The 17,094-nt window shown below is 65.6% G+C and carries 14 protein-coding genes, 1 tRNA gene and 1 pseudogene; 7 read left to right on the top strand and 9 right to left on the bottom strand.

Translation table 11 applies throughout. The features are described from left to right. Positions 1-100: 100 nt before the first annotated feature. Positions 101-1,903 carry a translation elongation factor 4 gene (gene lepA, locus MJD61_06065; protein MCG8554841.1) on the bottom strand — a complete coding sequence of 601 codons (1,803 nt, stop codon included), beginning with the start codon at positions 1,901-1,903 and terminating at the stop codon, positions 101-103. A 177-nt stretch (positions 1,904-2,080) separates the two neighbouring features. Further along, complete coding sequence (locus tag MJD61_06070; GenBank protein ID MCG8554842.1) at positions 2,081-2,263, bottom strand: ribbon-helix-helix domain-containing protein; 183 nt, start codon at positions 2,261-2,263, stop codon at positions 2,081-2,083. 244 nt (positions 2,264-2,507) lie between these two features. Here MJD61_06070 and MJD61_06075 point away from each other — a divergent pair, with 244 nt between their 5' ends. The 5 genes from MJD61_06075 to MJD61_06095 all read left to right on the top strand — a co-directional run bounded on the left by MJD61_06075 (position 2,508) and on the right by MJD61_06095 (position 7,551). Next, positions 2,508-3,404 (top strand): hypothetical protein, encoded by an 897-nt coding sequence (locus MJD61_06075; GenBank protein ID MCG8554843.1) that lies wholly within the window; start codon positions 2,508-2,510, stop codon positions 3,402-3,404. Positions 3,405-3,460: 56 nt separating this feature from the next. Further along, positions 3,461-4,255: a hypothetical protein gene (locus MJD61_06080; GenBank protein ID MCG8554844.1), complete on the top strand. Its 795-nt coding sequence runs from the start codon at positions 3,461-3,463 to the stop codon at positions 4,253-4,255. Positions 4,256-4,369: 114 nt separating this feature from the next. Continuing rightward, positions 4,370-5,308 carry an rRNA pseudouridine synthase gene (locus MJD61_06085; GenBank protein ID MCG8554845.1) on the top strand — a complete coding sequence of 313 codons (939 nt, stop codon included), beginning with the start codon at positions 4,370-4,372 and terminating at the stop codon, positions 5,306-5,308. A 35-nt stretch (positions 5,309-5,343) separates the two neighbouring features. After that, positions 5,344-5,417 (top strand) — tRNA-Met (locus MJD61_06090). A gap of 445 nt (positions 5,418-5,862) precedes the next feature. Further along, positions 5,863-7,551: a hypothetical protein gene (locus MJD61_06095; protein MCG8554846.1), complete on the top strand. Its 1,689-nt coding sequence runs from the start codon at positions 5,863-5,865 to the stop codon at positions 7,549-7,551. An 81-nt stretch (positions 7,552-7,632) separates the two neighbouring features. Here MJD61_06095 and MJD61_06100 read toward each other — a convergent pair whose 3' ends face one another. The 4 genes and pseudogenes from MJD61_06100 to MJD61_06115 form a co-directional block, all read right to left on the bottom strand. Next, positions 7,633-7,869 (bottom strand): MYXO-CTERM sorting domain-containing protein, encoded by a 237-nt coding sequence (locus MJD61_06100; GenBank protein MCG8554847.1) that lies wholly within the window; start codon positions 7,867-7,869, stop codon positions 7,633-7,635. A 519-nt stretch (positions 7,870-8,388) separates the two neighbouring features. Then, positions 8,389-8,943: pseudogene (locus tag MJD61_06105) on the bottom strand (S1 family peptidase). Positions 8,944-9,124: 181 nt separating this feature from the next. Then, positions 9,125-10,348 (bottom strand): molybdopterin molybdotransferase MoeA, encoded by a 1,224-nt coding sequence (locus tag MJD61_06110; protein MCG8554848.1) that lies wholly within the window; start codon positions 10,346-10,348, stop codon positions 9,125-9,127. Beyond that, positions 10,348-12,168 carry a transglycosylase SLT domain-containing protein gene (locus MJD61_06115; GenBank protein MCG8554849.1) on the bottom strand — a complete coding sequence of 607 codons (1,821 nt, stop codon included), beginning with the start codon at positions 12,166-12,168 and terminating at the stop codon, positions 10,348-10,350. Before MJD61_06115 ends, MJD61_06110 begins: the two co-directional genes overlap by 1 nt. 88 nt (positions 12,169-12,256) lie before the next feature. Between MJD61_06115 and MJD61_06120 the strand changes: the two genes are divergently transcribed. Next, the gene (locus tag MJD61_06120) at positions 12,257-13,375 is read left to right on the top strand and encodes an SMI1/KNR4 family protein (protein MCG8554850.1); all 1,119 of its coding nucleotides are present in this window, start codon (positions 12,257-12,259) and stop codon (positions 13,373-13,375) included. Here MJD61_06120 and MJD61_06125 read toward each other — a convergent pair. The 3 genes from MJD61_06125 to MJD61_06135 all read right to left on the bottom strand — a co-directional run bounded on the left by MJD61_06125 (position 13,372) and on the right by MJD61_06135 (position 15,388). Next, positions 13,372-14,292: a GGDEF domain-containing protein gene (locus MJD61_06125; protein ID MCG8554851.1), complete on the bottom strand. Its 921-nt coding sequence runs from the start codon at positions 14,290-14,292 to the stop codon at positions 13,372-13,374. The genes MJD61_06120 and MJD61_06125 overlap by 4 nt on opposite strands. Before the next feature lie 135 nt (positions 14,293-14,427). Continuing rightward, positions 14,428-15,042, bottom strand: a complete 615-nt coding sequence (locus MJD61_06130; protein ID MCG8554852.1) for a CPBP family intramembrane metalloprotease — start codon at positions 15,040-15,042, stop codon at positions 14,428-14,430. 34 nt (positions 15,043-15,076) lie between these two features. Next, positions 15,077-15,388, bottom strand: a complete 312-nt coding sequence (locus MJD61_06135) for a hypothetical protein (GenBank protein ID MCG8554853.1) — start codon at positions 15,386-15,388, stop codon at positions 15,077-15,079. Between the two features lie 152 nt (positions 15,389-15,540). Here MJD61_06135 and MJD61_06140 point away from each other — a divergent pair, with 152 nt between their 5' ends. After that, positions 15,541-16,956: a hypothetical protein gene (locus MJD61_06140; protein ID MCG8554854.1), complete on the top strand. Its 1,416-nt coding sequence runs from the start codon at positions 15,541-15,543 to the stop codon at positions 16,954-16,956. The last annotated feature ends 138 nt before the right edge of the window (positions 16,957-17,094 follow it).

The raw sequence follows: 17,094 nt of genomic DNA on the forward strand, positions 1-17,094 counted from the left end.
GCTCCTCGTCGTCGAGCCTCGCCAGCGGCGCCCAGTCCTCACCGAAACACCCGAGTCACTCTTCCGCGGGCCCTCGGGGCCCGAGCACGCAATAGCATGGTCAATCTACCTTCAAGATCGCGTGGAAGGCCTCCTGAGGGATCTCTATGCGACCCACGTTCTTCATTCGCTTCTTGCCTAGCTTCTGCTTCTCGAGCAACTTGCGCTTGCGCGTGACGTCTCCGCCGTAGCATTTCGCAGTCACGTCCTTGCGCATCGCGTTGACGGTTTCGCGTGCGATCACGCGCGAACCGATGGCGGCCTGAATGGCGACCTCGAACTGCTGGCGAGGCACGATTTCTCGTAGCTTGGCGGTCAGCTGGCGGCCGAGGGCGTAGGCACGGTCCTTGTGAACAATGGCGCTCAGGGCGTCCACTGCTTCACCGTTGATGAGCAGATCGAGGCGCACGAGCGGGTTGTGCCGGTACCCGACGAGCTCGTAGTCCATCGACGCGTACCCGCGGGTGGCCGACTTGAGCCGATCGTAAAAATCGAACAGCACCTCGGCGAGCGGCAGGTCGTAGACGATCATGACCCGGTTCTGCGAGGTGTACTGGATTCCCTTCTGCTCTCCCCGCCGCTCCTCGCAGAGCTTCAGTACAGCTCCCACGTACTTGGCGGGGACGAGGATCGATACCTTGAAGTAAGGTTCCTCGATAGATGCGATCTTGTCGCCGGTTGGCAGGCGTGAAGGGTTCTCGATCCGTAGCTCGCGCCCATCGTTGGTCGTGACCTGATAGACCACGCTGGGAGCGGTTGTCACGAGCTCGAGCTGGTACTCGCGCTCCAGCCGTTCCTGCACGACGTCCATGTGCAGCAGTCCCAGGAACCCGCAGCGGAATCCCAATCCCAACGCGGTGGAGCTGTCCGGCTCGTATTGGAAAGCGCTGTCGTTGAGGTGAAGGCGCTCCAGCGCGTCCCGGAGGTCGCCGTATTGGTCGCTGTCGGTCGGGAAGATCCCCGCGAACACCATGGGCTTGACCTCCTCGAAGCCTGCCAGCGCTTCGGCCGCAGGTCTTCGAGCGTGCGTGATGGTGTCCCCGATGCGGGTGTCGTGGACCGACTTGATGCTGGCGGCGAAGAAGCCGACCTCGCCGGGACCCAGGTGCGTTGCGGCCTTGGGGAAGGGCGCGAATACCCCGATCTCGTTGACCTCGTAGTCGGCCCGGGCAGCGATCATCCGGATCTTCTCGCCCTTTTTGAGGGTCCCGTCGACGACGCGCACCAAGACCACGGCGCCCCGGTAGCTGTCGTACCAGCTGTCGATGACGAGGGCCCTGAGGGGGTCGTGTGCGTGTCCGCGGGGAGGGGGGACGCGACGCACCACTGCCTCGAGGATCTCGTCTATTCCGGTGCCGTCTTTGGCGCTGGCCGCGATGGCGTCGCCGCAGTCCAGCCCCACGACATCTTCCACCTCGCGTCGAGTACGCTCCACATCCGCGCTGGGCAGGTCGATCTTGTTGAATACAGGGATGATCGTAAGTTCGTTCTGCAGCGCGAGGTACACGTTCGCGAGCGTCTGCGCTTCGACGCCCTGGCTCGCGTCCACTACCAGCAGCGCCCCCTCGCAGGCAGCCAGCGAGCGGGACACTTCGTAGCTGAAATCGACGTGACCCGGCGTATCGATCAGGTTGAGCTGGTAGTGCTGGCCTGCGCGGTCCCGATAGGCGAGGCGCACGGCCTGAGCCTTGATGGTAATGCCGCGCTCGCGCTCGAGCTCCATCTTGTCGAGGAACTGATCGGTCCGCTGGCGTTCGCTCAGGGCCCCGGTGAGTTCCAGGATACGGTCGGCCAGCGTGCTCTTGCCATGGTCGATGTGAGCGATGATCGAGAAGTTGCGGATGTGTGAAGGATCGATGGTCATGAGCGCGTCTGCTTGCCTGAGGTTGGCGTCGAGCGCGACCCCCGGGGCGTACCCGCGGAGCCGCAGACGCGCGTTGCGGCAACTTGGACCGAGAGCCGAAGGATGATCGACATCCTTCAGCTTGTCAGCGTGCCGAAACCTCTAGTACCTCGCCACGGGGGTCTTGATTGGTCGGAGCTACTTCTCCGGCTCCAGCGACAACTGCCCTGGGAGCTGGTGCTCATGGAGCTTGAGCACCAGGTCGATGCCCTCGCGTATGTAGACTGCGACCGGGACCTTGGTGCGCTCGTGAAGCAGCTTGAGCTGCTCGTTCTGCTCGGCGGTGATGTAGATTGTTGTTGAGATTTTCTTACGCGCCATGTGAGCACGCCATTTTCTCGCAGCGTTCTGTGGATGGCTGTGAAGGTACATGTCACAACATATATTGTCAATCGCCCCCACCCGCCACCCGCCGAGTCCATCGCACCGCAAAAGACAAGCAAATTCAATCAGATGGGCCATGCCATGCCCGGCCGCCGCTCATCCAGCTTGCGGGCAGTCGCGGGCTGCAAGTATTCTAGGGTTTGGGTAAATGTCCAGGATTCGCACAAGGACAGGGCAGATCATGCGACCAGCTTGGTTGGGGGGCCTCCCGTTTTTGCTCGCTGCAGGGCCGTTTGCCTGCGGTGGAGCCAGCACCAGCGCGGGGCTTGGTGACGAAGCGGCTGGCAAGTCGCAGGCTCGCGAGTCCACACGGCTTGCGCGCGACCGCTGTCGCGGCGATCGAGACGAGGCAATCGACGTGAACTCCGACGGTCAACCCGACATCCGCCGCGTGTTTCGGGGCAGGCGCCCGCACTGCAGCGAGATCGACATCAACCACGATGGCCGTCCTGACATTACGCGCTTCTTTGCAGGCGACGGAACGGTTGAGCGCGAGCAGCTGGACTTCGATTTTGACGGTCGCGTCGACCAGGCTTCGTTCCATCAGCATGGAAAACTGGTACGCAAAGAGTTCGACACGAATTTCGACCAGCTGGTGGACACGTGGGTGTGGTGCCAAGGCCCCTACGTAGGGCGACTGGAACGGGATCGTCACGGTACCGGCCGCGCTGACACGTGGGAGAGCTATCGTGGCGGTGTGCTCGCGCAAGCGAGCTTCGATGACAACAACGATGGGCGACCAGAGCGCTGGGAGTTGTTCAGGCAGGGCGTGCGCGTGCAGACTCAGCGGGACACCGATGGCGACGGCCGACCGGATCGCGATGAGAAACTCGGCGTGAGCTCCGACGAGGAGGCGCTCAAGCCGCTTTCTTGCACCGGCGTTGCGCTGCCCACGACCACGAGGAAGTCCGAGCAGGCGCGGCCTCCACGTGCGTCCGCGGCCGTCCAAGCGCCCCAATCGCCGCCCGCACCGGCCGCTTCGCCGCAACCGCCGGCTTCGCCGCAACCGCCGGCTTCGCCGCAGGACGGCGCGCCCGCGCCGACAACTTCTCCCGAGACCCCCAGGGAGCCTGCATGAGAGCGCGCACGGCCCGCCTCGCGCTTTGTGCGCCTCGAAGCCGATCTGGCAGCGCCATGTTGTTCGGACGCCTTTGCGCCCTAGCTATCGCGCTCGCCGCATGCGGTGGGGGCGCTGCGGGGGCGGGTGTCCAGGCGGACACCAAGCCCGAGAAGCGCAAGGTCGTGTCGCGCGGGCGGGCGATACCTGTGGCAGGAACGACTCAGGGGTCGACCGAGTCCGAGCGGCGCAGGCTCTGCGACGCACAGGGCGCCGCCATGGAGGCCAGCGAGTACGACACATCGGGAGATGATGTGCCCGACGTGCGCAAGGTATTCAAGCGCCTGGGCACCCCACCCCTGACACGGCTTGTGCTCGTGTGCCGCGAGAGCGACCTCAACGCCGATGGCGTCAAAGACGTGTTGCGTTTTTACGACGACGAGGGGCGACCGTTGCGAGAAGAGTCGGACCGCAACTTCGACGGCAAGATGGATCAGATCACGGTGTGCCAGGAAGGCCAAGTCGTGCGCAAGGAGATCGACGGCGATGGCAACGGAGTGATAGACACCAAAGTCTTCTATGATGACGGCGAAGCGTTACGTGGCGAGAGGGACCTGAAAGGTCGCAGCACGGCCCGCACCTGGCGTCCCGACCGCTGGGAGTACTACGAAGAGGGTCGCACCATCCGGATGGGCACCGACCTGGACGGCGACGGCAAGGTCGATCGCTGGGATCGCGATGATACATTGCGCTCGGCCAAGAAGCGGCAGGAGGAGCTGCAGCAGGACGAGCCCAGGGAGGCTCGAGGGGAGGGCGAGGGCACCGAGGGCTCTGAGGCCTCCCAAACGGCCGCCGGCAAGGCGGAAGGGTAGAGAGGCGTTCACCTGCCGGCCCGACGAATCAGCGAACGCGATCGACGCCGCCACCGGTGCCGCAGGCCAGCGGGAGGGCTCCATGACCAGCGGTCAGGGGACTGAAGCGGCGCTGTGGCCGCGGAACGCCTCCAGAAACTGCTCGCGCGAGCGGGCGTGGCTTCTCGGCGCGCCTGCGAAGACCTTGTTGTCGCGGGTCGTGTACGGGTCAACGGCCGGGTGGTGCGCGAACTAGGCGCGAAGGCCGACCTGCAGAGCGATCGTGTGGAGCTCGATGGGAGGCGGCTGACCGCCGGCAAGCCCATCTACTACGTGCTCAACAAGCCGCGCGCCGTGGTCGCCACGCTGGACGACCCCGAGGGTCGCGAGAGCATCGCCGACCTGCTCCGGGGGATCCGGGAACGCGTCTTTCCGGTCGGCCGTCTCGACTACCACACGAGCGGCGCCCTGCTGCTTACCAACGACGGCGAGCTGGCACAGGCCCTGCTTCACCCACGCCGAGCCGTGCCCAAGACCTACGTGGCCAAAGTGCGTGGCGCGGTGGACGAACGGACCCTGGCACTGCTCAGCAACGGCATCGTGCTCGACGACGGCTACAAGACCCGCAAGGCCGACGTCTACGTGCTTCGCGAGGAGCGCGACAGCACCTGGCTGCAGCTCACCTTGCGGGAGGGAAAGAACCGCCAGATACACCGCATGGTCGAAGCCGCAGGCCAGCGCGTCGTGCGTCTATCGCGCACCGAGTTCGCCGGTATCACGGTCGAAGGCCTGCGACCCGGCCAGCACCGACCCCTGTCCGGCAAGGAGCTCGATCGCCTCAAGCGCGACTATTTGAATCCAAGCCGCAGGGCCAAGACAAGACAGGCGAGGACTGCAAGCGACGTCGAGACGAGCTCCCCCTCAGCAACCCAGCGCCCACGTCCCGCTTCGAAACAACACGGCCGTCGAGAGACGTCCTCAGTCGAGCTGCCCTCCGAGCCACGCCGCAGGCGCCGGGTTCAAAGCGCGTCCGCTCCTGGCCCACGCAACCGCAAGCGACCACCACGACGTTGACAGCGCCGGGTCCCTGACTAAACTGCCCGGTCTGCCGCGGGGTGGAGCAGCCTGGTAGCTCGTCGGGCTCATAACCCGAAGGTCGTCGGTTCAAATCCGGCCCCCGCAACTACTATGTGGCCGCGCCGATCCGGAACCCGGGTCGGCGCCGTCGTTTAGGGACGCGAAAGAGGCCAAGCCTCAAAGCGGGTCAGGTCGCCTTCAAGGCGGGTCGCAAAGCGGGTCAGGTCGCCTTCAAGGCGGGTCGCAAATCCGGCCCCCGCAACTACTATGTGGCCGCGCCGATCCGGAACCCGGGTCGGCGCCGTCGTTTAGGGACGCGAAAGAGGCCAAGCCTCAAAGCGGGTCAGGTCGCCTTCAAGCCGGGTCACCGGATCCTGCTTGCGACGTTCGTTCGTGAGCGAGTTCTGCGACCTGTATCGGCGGGTCGAGGCCAGGACCCTGATGGAGCCATGGGCCACTGCGCAGTGGTCTTCCCATGGGGAGCAGCGTATTCTTGAGGATACTTGTTCGGGTTACACCACAGGGCCAACCGCGTGCTACGGGGGTTGAGGGTGGCAGCGTCGCGCGCGCTGCTCCTCGGCCTGCCGGTCATGGTCAACCATGGCTGCGGGTCGCAAGAAGGGGTATTCGTGGCTTTCCGGATCGTGACTGCGGTCGATCCCCACGCTCCGGATCGTGACCCGTTCGATCCGAGCAATAGCGACACGGTGCGGGTGCGACTCGAGCACCGCGGTCTGGCTGTGATGCCCATCGGCGTGGCGAGCGACGACTGTGTGAAGCCGCACTGCGAGGAGTTTCCCTCTTCGGCGACGAGCTTTGGGCTCGGACCCTTCAAGGGCTCCTTGCTTGGCCATTCGCTGCGAGTGGAAGTCTTCAAGGACGGTGAGCTCCGAGCCACCGGGCGCTCGTTCCCGTTCGACGTAAACGACGGCGTTGCCACGATCGCTCCCCATGTCTTGGTGATCCCAGAGGGTCTGTATGCCCTGCCGGTTGGCCGCCAGCCCCTTGGCGCCCAGGTGCAGGGCATGATCGCCACGCAGGACGGGGCGCTTATCGCAACCGCTGAGGGCGCGCTGTGGCGGTATCAGGCTCACGGGGCTGTCACCGGGGCCGCGCTGCTGACCGAGGCTCTACCAGCCGATCCCGCACTGCAGGGAGCTACCTGGACCGCACTCGTGCCGCAACCCCGGGACGACGTGCGGATCCGGGAGGCCTATCTGCTGGCGGTCCATCCCGATCCGCATTCGGACGCCGCCCTGGCGCGGGCTTATGACCAGGACGCACGCCAGGTCGGTCCACCAGTCACGCTGCCTGCGACCCACGCTCGGGGCGCTGCCTTGGTGGCCCTGCCGTCTGGCCGTTCCGCAGTCGTGGTGGGGGGCATGCCGGACCAGCGCTCGGTCGGTCTGGCAGGCCCGGTGGCCGCGTTGGCGGCAGCTGCTACCGTGACGCGGCTCGAACTGCATGGTCAGGAGCTCACTACTCAACCGTTGGGCCGGCTGCGTTGGCCGTTGAGCGACGCCACCGGGGTGGGTTTGTGGGTGGATCCAGAAACGGTGCCCGGAGCCGAACCCGTGGAACGGGTGGTCCTGGTGGGCGGCTATACGGGTACGCGAGCGGACATCCTGCCGGGCCTGCCCGCGTCGGAGCGAATGAGCCCCTACTTGGTCAGCTTTGATCCGAGCCCCCATCCGGGCGCACGGACCGATCCGCGAGAGCAGCCCCTGCAGCAACAGTGGGTCAACTTGACTGAGCTACAGGTCCCTCCGGACCCTCACTTCCGCGGCTTGCTGGCACCCGCGGTGGTGTCGCCCTCCAGGGCCCACGTGCTCGTGGCGGGAGGTCAGAAACGCATCGACTGCTTCTTCAGCGAGGGGCGCTACCTCGACCGGAGGCGTCAGCCATGCGAGAAGTTCGCCTCCAGACTCTGGCTTTTCGAGTTGGGCAGAGATCGGCTCGAAGAGCGGGCCACGGGCATCGAGCCGTCCACCATCGAGCCGGCGCGCGCCGGCGCAGCCGTGGTGAAGCTGGACCGGGATATCGTGCTGGTCGCGGGTGGGTTCGGCCTGTCGGGCAGCAGCCAAACAGCGGAGGTCGTGGACCTGGTAGGCGGATGGAACCCCGCTACCGTGGCGATCCCAGTGGAGATGTCACAACCTCAGGGGGCCATCCTGCTCGACCGTACCGTGCTGCTAGCCGACGAGCAGGGGATTGTCGTGCACGCCGATCGCCGTCTTTAGGCGAAGGGTCAAACAAGCGCTGCGGCTGCGGGCGCGAGCAGGGCGCGAGCGTGCCGCCGTGCACGGCCGCAACCGATCGCGTTATTCTGTCATCGTCCCTTGGCCTCGCGCGGCAACCCGGGTGCGGCGCCGCCTTGAGCGCGTCGCGAGGAACGCGAGCGCCACCGCAAGCGACCACGCGCCCGGCGCGCTCGACGCCCGCGCCGCCAAGCTACACGAGCAGCCGCCGTCCGGCGCCGTGGCGGCCGGCCTGGGTCCGGCCGTCGGCGGCAGCTGGGGTGCAGGTGCCGGTATCCCGCCGCCTGTCGCGCCGGGCATCGTACCCATGGTGCCCGCCATTGCAGCGGGTACAGGCGAGCCGGCGGCCGCGGACGTCCCCGCGGGCGCACCCATGCCTGCAAGCGTCCCAGTACCGGCCATCCCTGCGGCGCCCGTGGTGTTGCCCCCGCCCAAGCCCGCCACGCCTGGCGTGCCGTCGTAGCCCGCCGCGCCCATACCGCCGATACCCGCGCCGCCCTGTGTGCCCGCGCCGCCCTGGCCCGCAACGCCGGGGCCCCCAAAGGGCGCTCCGCAGATGCTGCTCGGGCCGCCGCGAGCTGTGTTTTGGCACCAGTTGCTCCACGTGCCCATGCCCTTGTCGCTGCCGGCAAAGAAGCCGCCGCAGTCCTTGGTCGGGCTCCACTGGCCGCTCTGCGCGTCAAAGCAAGGCGTGATGTCGATTCCTGTGTCCTGCTCGAAGTTGGCGACCACCGCGTCAATGCGCTTGAAGTCCGCAGCCGAGTTGCAAGGGATGCCCGTGGTGCCACCGGTGAGCGTGCCAAGCACGCGCCATGTCCCGTCCTCCACCCTTGTGAACACCGGACCCCCGGAATCCCCTCGACACGGTGAGGGCGGTACGCCGGCGTCGCCAACAATGATGCGCTTGGCTTCCACTGTCGTGATGCGCTGATTGGCCCAGCGCTTGGTTCCCCCACCGCTCAGATTGGAGGTGTTGCCAAAGCCTGCGATGACGACGGGTTGATCGACCTTCAGGTAACGGTCGACTTCGCAGCCGAACAAGACGGGTGTGACAGGAATCTCTGTGACCTCTCGCATCAACTCGCACAGCTGCGAGTCGCTGCTACCCGTGCCCACGCAGCGGCCGACGCGGACGCTATGCGGTGCCCCGGCGCGGGTCTGGCCAAAACCGACCGCAGTCGGTTTGCCACAATGTTGGGCGGTTGAGATCACCCTGGGGTGCACCAGCGTGCCCGTGCAACCCCGGTCTACGTCGACGACGGTGGGGAAGCCACAAACCGGCACGGGATCGCCGCCTACGATCTCCGCGGCTGCCGGCGAAGCTATGCCCCACAACAGGGTCACAATGATCGTCTTGGATGCTGATTGCTCCATCCAGCCTCGCCTTCGCTCGGGCGGTCAGGTCATCCTGCCTTCTTTATGCCCGGCGTGGGGCGGAAGGCTCATGCTTGCGAGCATGAGCCTGGGCATGCGGTGCGGTCTTGCGGGCGCACTCGCCCAGAAAAACGCCCGAAAACCCCAACTTCCTGGGCCTGAACGGTTGCACCGATGCTGGCTAGAAAGGTGGCGGGTCGCTTGCTCCGCTGCTTCGCAGCAGCAAGGCGGGCAGCGTCGTGCCTGCTTCGAGCGAAGTCAGCTCCGGCGGGATGATGACGAGGCCGTCCAGCGCGACCAAGGAAGCCAACGAGCCCGATCCCTGCTTGCAGTGCAGGGTGGCCTCGAGCGTGCCGTCTCTGTGGCGTAGCGCTGCACGCGCGAGCTCGGTGCGCCCTCGCGAGCGTTGGTAGCTCCCGGTGACGCGTGCCAGCGAGGTCACGCGATAAGGTGTACGGTCGCCCAGGATGCGGCGCAGTGCGGGTCGCACGAAGATCTCGAAAGCTACCAGCGAGCTCACGGGGTTTCCGGGCAAACCAAACACCAGGGTCTTGGATGCCAGGCCGAATATCACGGGCTTGCCTGGCTTCATCGCCACCTTGTGGAAGCGGATGGTTATGTTGGCCCGGCACAAGGCCTCCCTAACGATATCGTACTGACCGACAGAAGCCCCACCGGAGGTGATCAAGACATCGAGCTCGAGGCCGGCGCGAACCGCCTCGAGCACGCTGGACAGGTTGTCTGTCACCGAGGGCAGTACTTGCGCGACGCCGCCTGCTTCGCGCACTTGTGCTGCGAGCGAATAGGCGTTGCTGTTTACGATGGAAGTGGGCGTGCCCGCAGCGCCGAGATCGCGGAGCTCGTCACCTGTCGTGACAATGGCGACGCGCGGGCGCCGATACACGCTGATCACCGCGCGGTCTTGCGCCGACAACATGCCTAGTTCGCCGGGCCCTAGCACCTGACCTGCCGCCACGGCGCGCTCGTGCCGGACGAGATCGCTGCCTCGGGCCCGCACGTTGGCCCCGAACCGAACGGCTTGCAGGAGACGTACACCGTCTCCAACCGATTCGGTGTGCTCCTGCATCACGACGCTGTCGGCTCCTGCGGGCAGCGGCGCTCCGGTGAAGATGCGCCGGGCCGTCTTGGGGCTCAGAGGCGCGGGCTCCGGACCACCGGCGCGGCTCTCACCCGACACCGGCAGAATCGAACCAGGCTCGGCAGCGTCTGCAGCTCGCAGTGCAAAGCCGTCCATTGCGCTGTTGTCGAATGGGGGCAAATCGCATGTCGAGGCGACGTCTTCGGCGAGCACCCGGCCCAGCGCGTCGAGCAGGGGTACGCGCACGATGCCGCGTGTCGAGCAGGCGGTCATGACCGTCTCGAGCGCGCTTGCGATGGGAACCATCAGCGCCGGACTGCCTTGGCGGTGCTGGCAACCTTCTCGCTCGTGGTGGCGGACTCACGCTGGTCGCGCTTGGCCACGGCGAGCTGGGAAGCGAGCTCCTTCGGCAGGTAGACGATCAGTTCTTGGTTGGTCTCGAGCTTCGTGCGCCGACTCATGCGGTTGATGCGCGCCAGGGATCCGGGCGACAGGTCGAAGCGGCGCGCTACGGCCCCAAAGGTGTCGCCTTCCTTGACCAGGTAGCGCATGCGCACCCGGCCGCGCTGTGCCTCGTGGTAATCGAAAAACTCGTCGCTTCCCAAGACCATGCGGATCACCTTCGAGGGCTCGTGTACGACGGCAAGCCCGAGATCCACCGAGCGCGGAACGAACAACTGGATTACCATGCCCTTGTGCAGAGCCGCTGAAGGGTCGATGGCGTTCCAACGCAGCAGCTCGTCTACGGTTACGCCAAAGAAGGAGGCGATGCGCTCGCAGCGGTCACCCGACTGCACCTGGTAGAACACGTGGCGCCGGTTGGGGTAGCGGAACTGCTGCGCCGGCACGGCGGCGATCGGACGCTCGCGGCTCTTGGCCGCCCTTGGTTTTACGTCTGGTACGAGCAGCGTAAAACCCGGACCGATACGGTCGACCTCCTCGAGACCGTTGAGTTTCCGCAGCGCTCCCTGGCTCGTGCGGTAGCGGTACGCGACGTCGGCAAGCGACTCACCGAAGCGCATCACGTGGGTGGCATGCGATGCGGTGTGCGGGCCCCGGCGGGCCCGAGCCTTGCGGAAACGTGCCACTCGATCGGCGGGTATCCGGAGCGCATAGGTTCGTGCCTCCGGCGGTATGCGGCCACGCACTAGCTCGCGGTTCAGGCGCAGCAGCGCTGTCAGGTCCATTCCGGCGGCTCGGGCCAGTGGGGCAAGGCTTCGTCCGCCAGGCACCTCGACGATGGCCAGCCGCGGGATCGAGGCCGGCCGGACTGCGTCGACGCCAAATGCCTTGCGGTTTCTTCCCACGATGGCACACGCCACGACCTTGGCGACGTAGGCAGCGCTCTCCACCGGGAGTCCCGCCTCCATTCGAGTCAGCAGCCAAAAGTCGTTCGAGTTGTACTTGCGGATGGCGCGGTGCAAGGCACTGTAGCCCATGTTGTAGGCCGCCAGGGCGAGCTCCCACGAGCCTACCCGCGCGTGCAATTCGGCGAGATAGCGTGCGGCAGCCTCCGTGGCGCGTTCGGGGTCCAAGCGCTGGTCGACCCAGCGGTCCTTTCGCAGGCCGTACTCGCGCGCCGTCGGCGCCATGAACTGCCACATGCCAACCGCTCCTGCGGCCGAGCGTGCCAGCGGCTCGAAGCCGCTCTCGACCATGGCCACGTACATGAGGTCTTCTGGCAAGCCATGTTCACGCATGACCCTGCGTATCATCGAGCTGTAGCGCTGCGCGCGCTTCAGCCAGCTCCTAACGTTGAGTCGCCCCCGTGCATCGTGGCGAAAATGATATAAATACTGTATCACGCGGTCATCCCAGCGCGCCGGCAGGTCGGGTCGCGCCAGGCCCCTCACCCACCCAAGCCGTAGAGGTTTCGTCGGCGCAGGGACGGAGCCATCGGGCGCATCCGAGCTGAGTGCCGCCGGTGCGACTCCCAGTCGAACCACCGCTTGCTGAATGGACCGCAGCAGCACGTCAGGACTTGGGTTCAAGAGCTCCGGAGCGCCGGTGTTCGCGGAAGTCGCCGGTGGCTGCCGTTCGTCCGCGTCCCCCTGGTATCCGCTGGCGGTGGCCGTGACACTCGCGAGCAGCAGGAACAAGACTTGGGGAGCGCAACGCAGAAGCATCGGATGGCTCAAAGGTAGGCGCATCCGCCCGCGTTCGCCAGAAAGTTGGGGGGCGCAGCGAGCTTCGATGCTACCCTCTGGCCCATCCATGCACCAGGGTGTTGGCGACTTCCTACGATGGCTCGAAGACCACCCGCGCTTCCCAGGACTGTGGACCAATGCCCCGGCACTGGCCGCGGAGCTGCAAGTTGTGGAGCACGGCGTGGGATCGCCTTTCCCGGACGACCTGCGGCAGGTACTGCTTCGCTTTGATGGCGGCCTGCTGCCGAGTGGCCAGCTGCTCAGTGCGGGTCCCCGACTGTGGCCAAACATTGCTCATGCGCTGGCCACCCTGGCAAAGCACTTCAGGACCTCGCCCGATGATCCGAATCTGCTTCTGCCCTTTTACCGCAACGAGGACGGGGGGTTGCTCGCCTTTGATCGCAGCGGGGGCCCTGTGGCCGATACCTGGCCGATCGTGGACTACTACCTCGCTACCGGCGACGTGCGGCTGGTGTATCGCACGTTCGACGGTTGGTGTCGCCACTGCGTCAGCGAGTGGTCCGCGCCGGACTACGGTGAGCCGTTCGGCCTGCACAGGTATCTGAAGCAAGGTGAGCGGCACGCCCAAATCGAGCCTGACGTGGCCACGGCGCACGCCACTGTGGCCCACGCGCTGCGGCGAGCAGGGGAGCCCGAGCGCGCGATGGGGAGCTATCTCGAGGCGGCGCGCTGCGTGCCCTGCTTGCCTTGGTGCGATTGGGAGGCCCTGAAGCTTGCGGTGCTGCTGGGCCGTGAGGCGGAGGCGCTGGAGTCCGCGGCTCGTCTGGCGGCGCCTGCTCCGCAACCGCGCTGGCGTGATCGCGAAACCACGCCGTGTCGGGTCTCGGATGTCATTGCGAGGATAGCAGCCGCCTCGCCGCAGCGGGATGATTGGTTGATGGTGTTTGATCAGCTGGCACGGCAAGCCGCTGGCGAGGAGGACCGCACCCAGATCACCGCGGTGCGCAAGGCGGTGTTTAGCATGGAGACGCTTCCCGAGCCTCGGGCCATTCGCCCGAGCATTCCTCCCGGCCACTCCGATATGGAGCGCTGGTGGAAAGAGTTGCGCGAACAGTACCGCCAGGGTTCGGTGCGCGACGAGGACCTGCTGCTCGATCCGGAGCTCGCGGCGCTCAGATTGCGCTACGATTTGTCGGAGCTCTTGCGCATCCGCCGCGAGTTCTAGCTCGAGCGGGTGGCTGCGGAACGCACACGGTTGCGGCCCTCGCGTTTGGCGGCGTACAGCATTTCGTCGGCTGCACGGAACAGCTGCTCGCCCTGCCACCCCTTGCGCAGTTGCGCGACGCCGATGGAGACCGTCACCGAGATCTCTTCCCGGTCCTGCGTAAAGCTGTGTTCCTCGACCATACGACGCAGCTCTTCACTGATGCGACCCGCACCGTCGGCTCCCGTCTCCGGCAGGACGGCGGCGAATTCTTCACCACCGTAACGACCCAAGACATCGTCCGGTCGTAAGCGGCCCTTGATCAACAGCGCCAGATCCCTGAGCACGGCGTCGCCCGCCAGATGGCCGTAGGTATCGTTGATCTCCTTGAAGTGATCGATATCGATCATCAGCAGCGACAGTTGCCGGCCGTGCCGGTGAGCTCGAGGTATCTCGCGTTCGAGGACCTCGGACAGAAAGCGCTTGTTGTGCACGGTGGTGAGACCGTCGGTGATCGTCATGCGGTAGATGGTTTCATGATACTGAGACTCTACATCGGAACCGCACAGATACTTGAAGATGGTGTTTCCGATCTTCACCTGATCGCCACGCTTCAACTCGATTCTAGCAATCGGTTCGGTGTCATCGTTGACGAAGGTACCGTTGGTCGACTGCAGATCGAGTAGAACCAGCGTTTCACCATCGCGCTCAATGCGACAATGTCGGCGCGACACGCTGTCGTTTTCGAGAACGATATCGTTGTCCTGTTCGCGCCCGATTGCGGTGTGGCCCTTGCGTAGCAAGTAACGCTTGCCGAGCTCGCGCCGCTTGGGCGAATAGATCACCACCAGCCAGTCATCGCCCTTGCTTTGCGAGAACCGTAGCTCATCGAGCGTGGTAACACGGGTCTTGATGTCTTGGTCGGAAGACTCCGTCACCTGGCGCCTAAGCGGTGCAAAAAAGAAGCACTCCAAAAAGCAGCCTACGAGGCACCTGGTAGGGCGTCAAGCAATTGGAACTCATCGTCACGACACTCAACTACAAGTAGATAGATCACGTACTTTTGCCCACCCCTAACGACGCGTATAGGTGCTTTGGAGCTTCCTCATACTGGCGTAATTGATGCTCGCATGGGCCAACAGCGGGGCGATCAGCGTGCCCAGCGCCTCGTACATGGCCCCGAGCACCAGGCCCATGGCACCGGCCCATACGGCCCATGGCCAAAGGCGTCGCGACAGGCCTCCGTGCAGGACGCCGAACAGCGCAGACGTGAGCCACAGACCGAGCACCGGTTGCATGGCACCGCGAAACAGCAGCTCCTCGCCTACTGCGGACGTGATAGCCAGAAGCGACACATGGCTCCGGGCCAGGGGGCCAATGAGGTGGCGGAACTCTCGTTGAAGCCGTGCGCCCCATTTCGTGAAACGAGCAAACCAAGCGTTGCCCAGAATCGTTATCCCGGTCAAGGTGATCGCGGCAAGGAGCGACGCCGCGATTCCTACGGAGTCGCTGAGGGTGAACGCCGGGGTCGGGTGGTGTAAGAGGTTGGGACGGCCCTGCTGCCATCCCCACAAGATGGACAACAAGGCCATGAGCGCATACAGGCTAGCGGCCGAAGCCACTTGGCGCGGAGCGAGCGATCCACCCGCGTAGGGGCTGGGGGGTTCCTGAGACGAGTCGCTGGACACGGTGACGTCCTTTGTGCTGCACCGGGGTGTTGTGTCAAGGCTGGGCGCACGTGTTCACGTAGCGCGGCAGGGAATCGACCACGAAAGCGGCACGCAGCCTGCGCCGGAGCGGCGCGTGCCAGCGGCGGGTGATGGCGCGGCCGTCTCGCAGCGTCATGCGTGTGCTCAGCCTGAGCGTGGCCGGGGGCCTGGCGCTCAGGCTTGCGATCCTCACGCTGACCAAGCTCAGAACCCCACGTTCTCGAGTCAGGATCGCATCAGCGTAGTCCAGATCGAGCTCAGGATTATCGGCGAGGAGCCGCGGCGCGAGCTCGATGGGAAGATTGCTCGATACCGTGAAGAGCACCACGTTCGTCCCTGCGCAGCGCTCGCTTTCCGTGCTGCCATGGCGACGTGCCGGGTTGCCCATTGCCGTGCAGGCGGACGTGGAGCTTGCAAAGCAGCACGCAAGCAGCGCGTAGCGGCACAGTCGTGGGCCTGCGCTACGATCGGAAAGGCATGAAGCGGCTATCGTGGCTTCGCTTCTCATGGTCCTGGGCTGCGGCCGCTGCCGTAACCGGCACAGGGGCCGTCGCGTGGCCCTATACGGTCGACGATGCTTTTATCAGCGCCCGCTACGCGCAACGCATTGCTGCGGGGTTGGGCTACACGTTCAGCGGCCAGTCAGCAAGCGACGGGGTCACCGGGCCATTGTGGCTCCTGCCGCAGCTTGCTGCGATCGAAATGGGAGCGGATCCCGTTGTCGTCGCGAAGGGTCTGGGTCTGGTGTGCGCCGGCGGCGCCGCCGCCCTTGTCGTTCGCAGAGCGGAAATGCTCGGCTGTTCCGGATGGGTCGCCGCCGCGCTGGTGGGCTGCCAATCCTCTCTGGGGATCTGGTCGGTTGCGGGTTTGGAGACGGGCCTGGCCGTGCTGCTTTTTTCCTGTGCGGCGTTGGCGCTGGTCGCCCGTCGCGCCAGCTGGCTCGCAGGCCTGTGGCTCGCAGCGCTAGCGTGGCTGCGTCCTGAGTTGGGCCCGGCAGGGCTTGTCATTCTGCTTGTGCTCACGAGGCGTGACCTCGCAGCCGGCGTGCGGGCTACGCTTGTGGCGCTCGGCGGTGTGTGCGTGCTGCTGGCGTTTCGGCTGTTCCTGTTCGGCGAGGCGCTTCCGCTGAGCTTCCACGCCAAGGGGGGCACGCTAGGGAGCGGCTTGCGCTACGTGACGCTAGGGCTGCTGCTAACCACAGGAGTCGGTGGTGTGGGCTTGACGTGGCGGGCGGGCGCCACTTCATCGTTCTCGAGGGGACTTGCATTGGCCATCGCGGTTCAGCTGATCACAATAGGCCTGCTGGGTGGCGATTGGATGCCGGGCCAGCGTCTGATCGCACCCCTGCTGCCGGCGTACGCGCTGTTGGGCGCTCGGGGCGCGGATACGCGTGATTGGAGCTGCAGGGCGATGTTGTTGCTCGCGTTGGCGCTACCCGCGCTGCAGCTGTCGCTGCAGCTGCCTGAGGCCCGGCGGGCAGGGCAAACACGCGAGGCGGTCGCACGGCCTCTGGCCCTTTGGCTACGAGACAATGCGGCTACCATGGCCTTGGTGGACGCGGGCTATTTGAGCTACGCCAGCGGGATCGAGGTCGTCGATCTCGGCGGCCTGACCGATCCCATCGTCGCACACAGCCCCGGTGGGCACCTCTCCAAGCGCGTCGACGTCGGATACCTGCAGCAGCGAGACCCCGACGTTGTCGTGCTGCATTCGACCTCGAGACCCCGGGTCGCCCCCGATGGCCGCCTGCTATCGTTGCCCGGAGCGGCGCCTGTGGAGTCTCGATTGGCCGCCAGCGGCTGGTTCAGACACCACTATCGAGTCGTCAAGACGGTCCGGTACACAAGCCGGTACTACTACGTGGTGGCTAGTGCCTCGCCACAGGAATCGTGATCGTTTGGCCCCAGCCCTGGCGCCCGCTGGCGGCGTTGGGACCTCCTCGAATATGCGCTGCACCGCATCGAAATGAACCGCAGTCTTCGTCGGTCCGCCTTGCCAGCGAGCCCCACTGCAGGCCCCAACCAACCAGGA

The organism is Pseudomonadota bacterium (assembly GCA_022361155.1).
Lineage (GTDB): Bacteria > Myxococcota_A > Polyangia > Polyangiales > JAKSBK01 > JAKSBK01.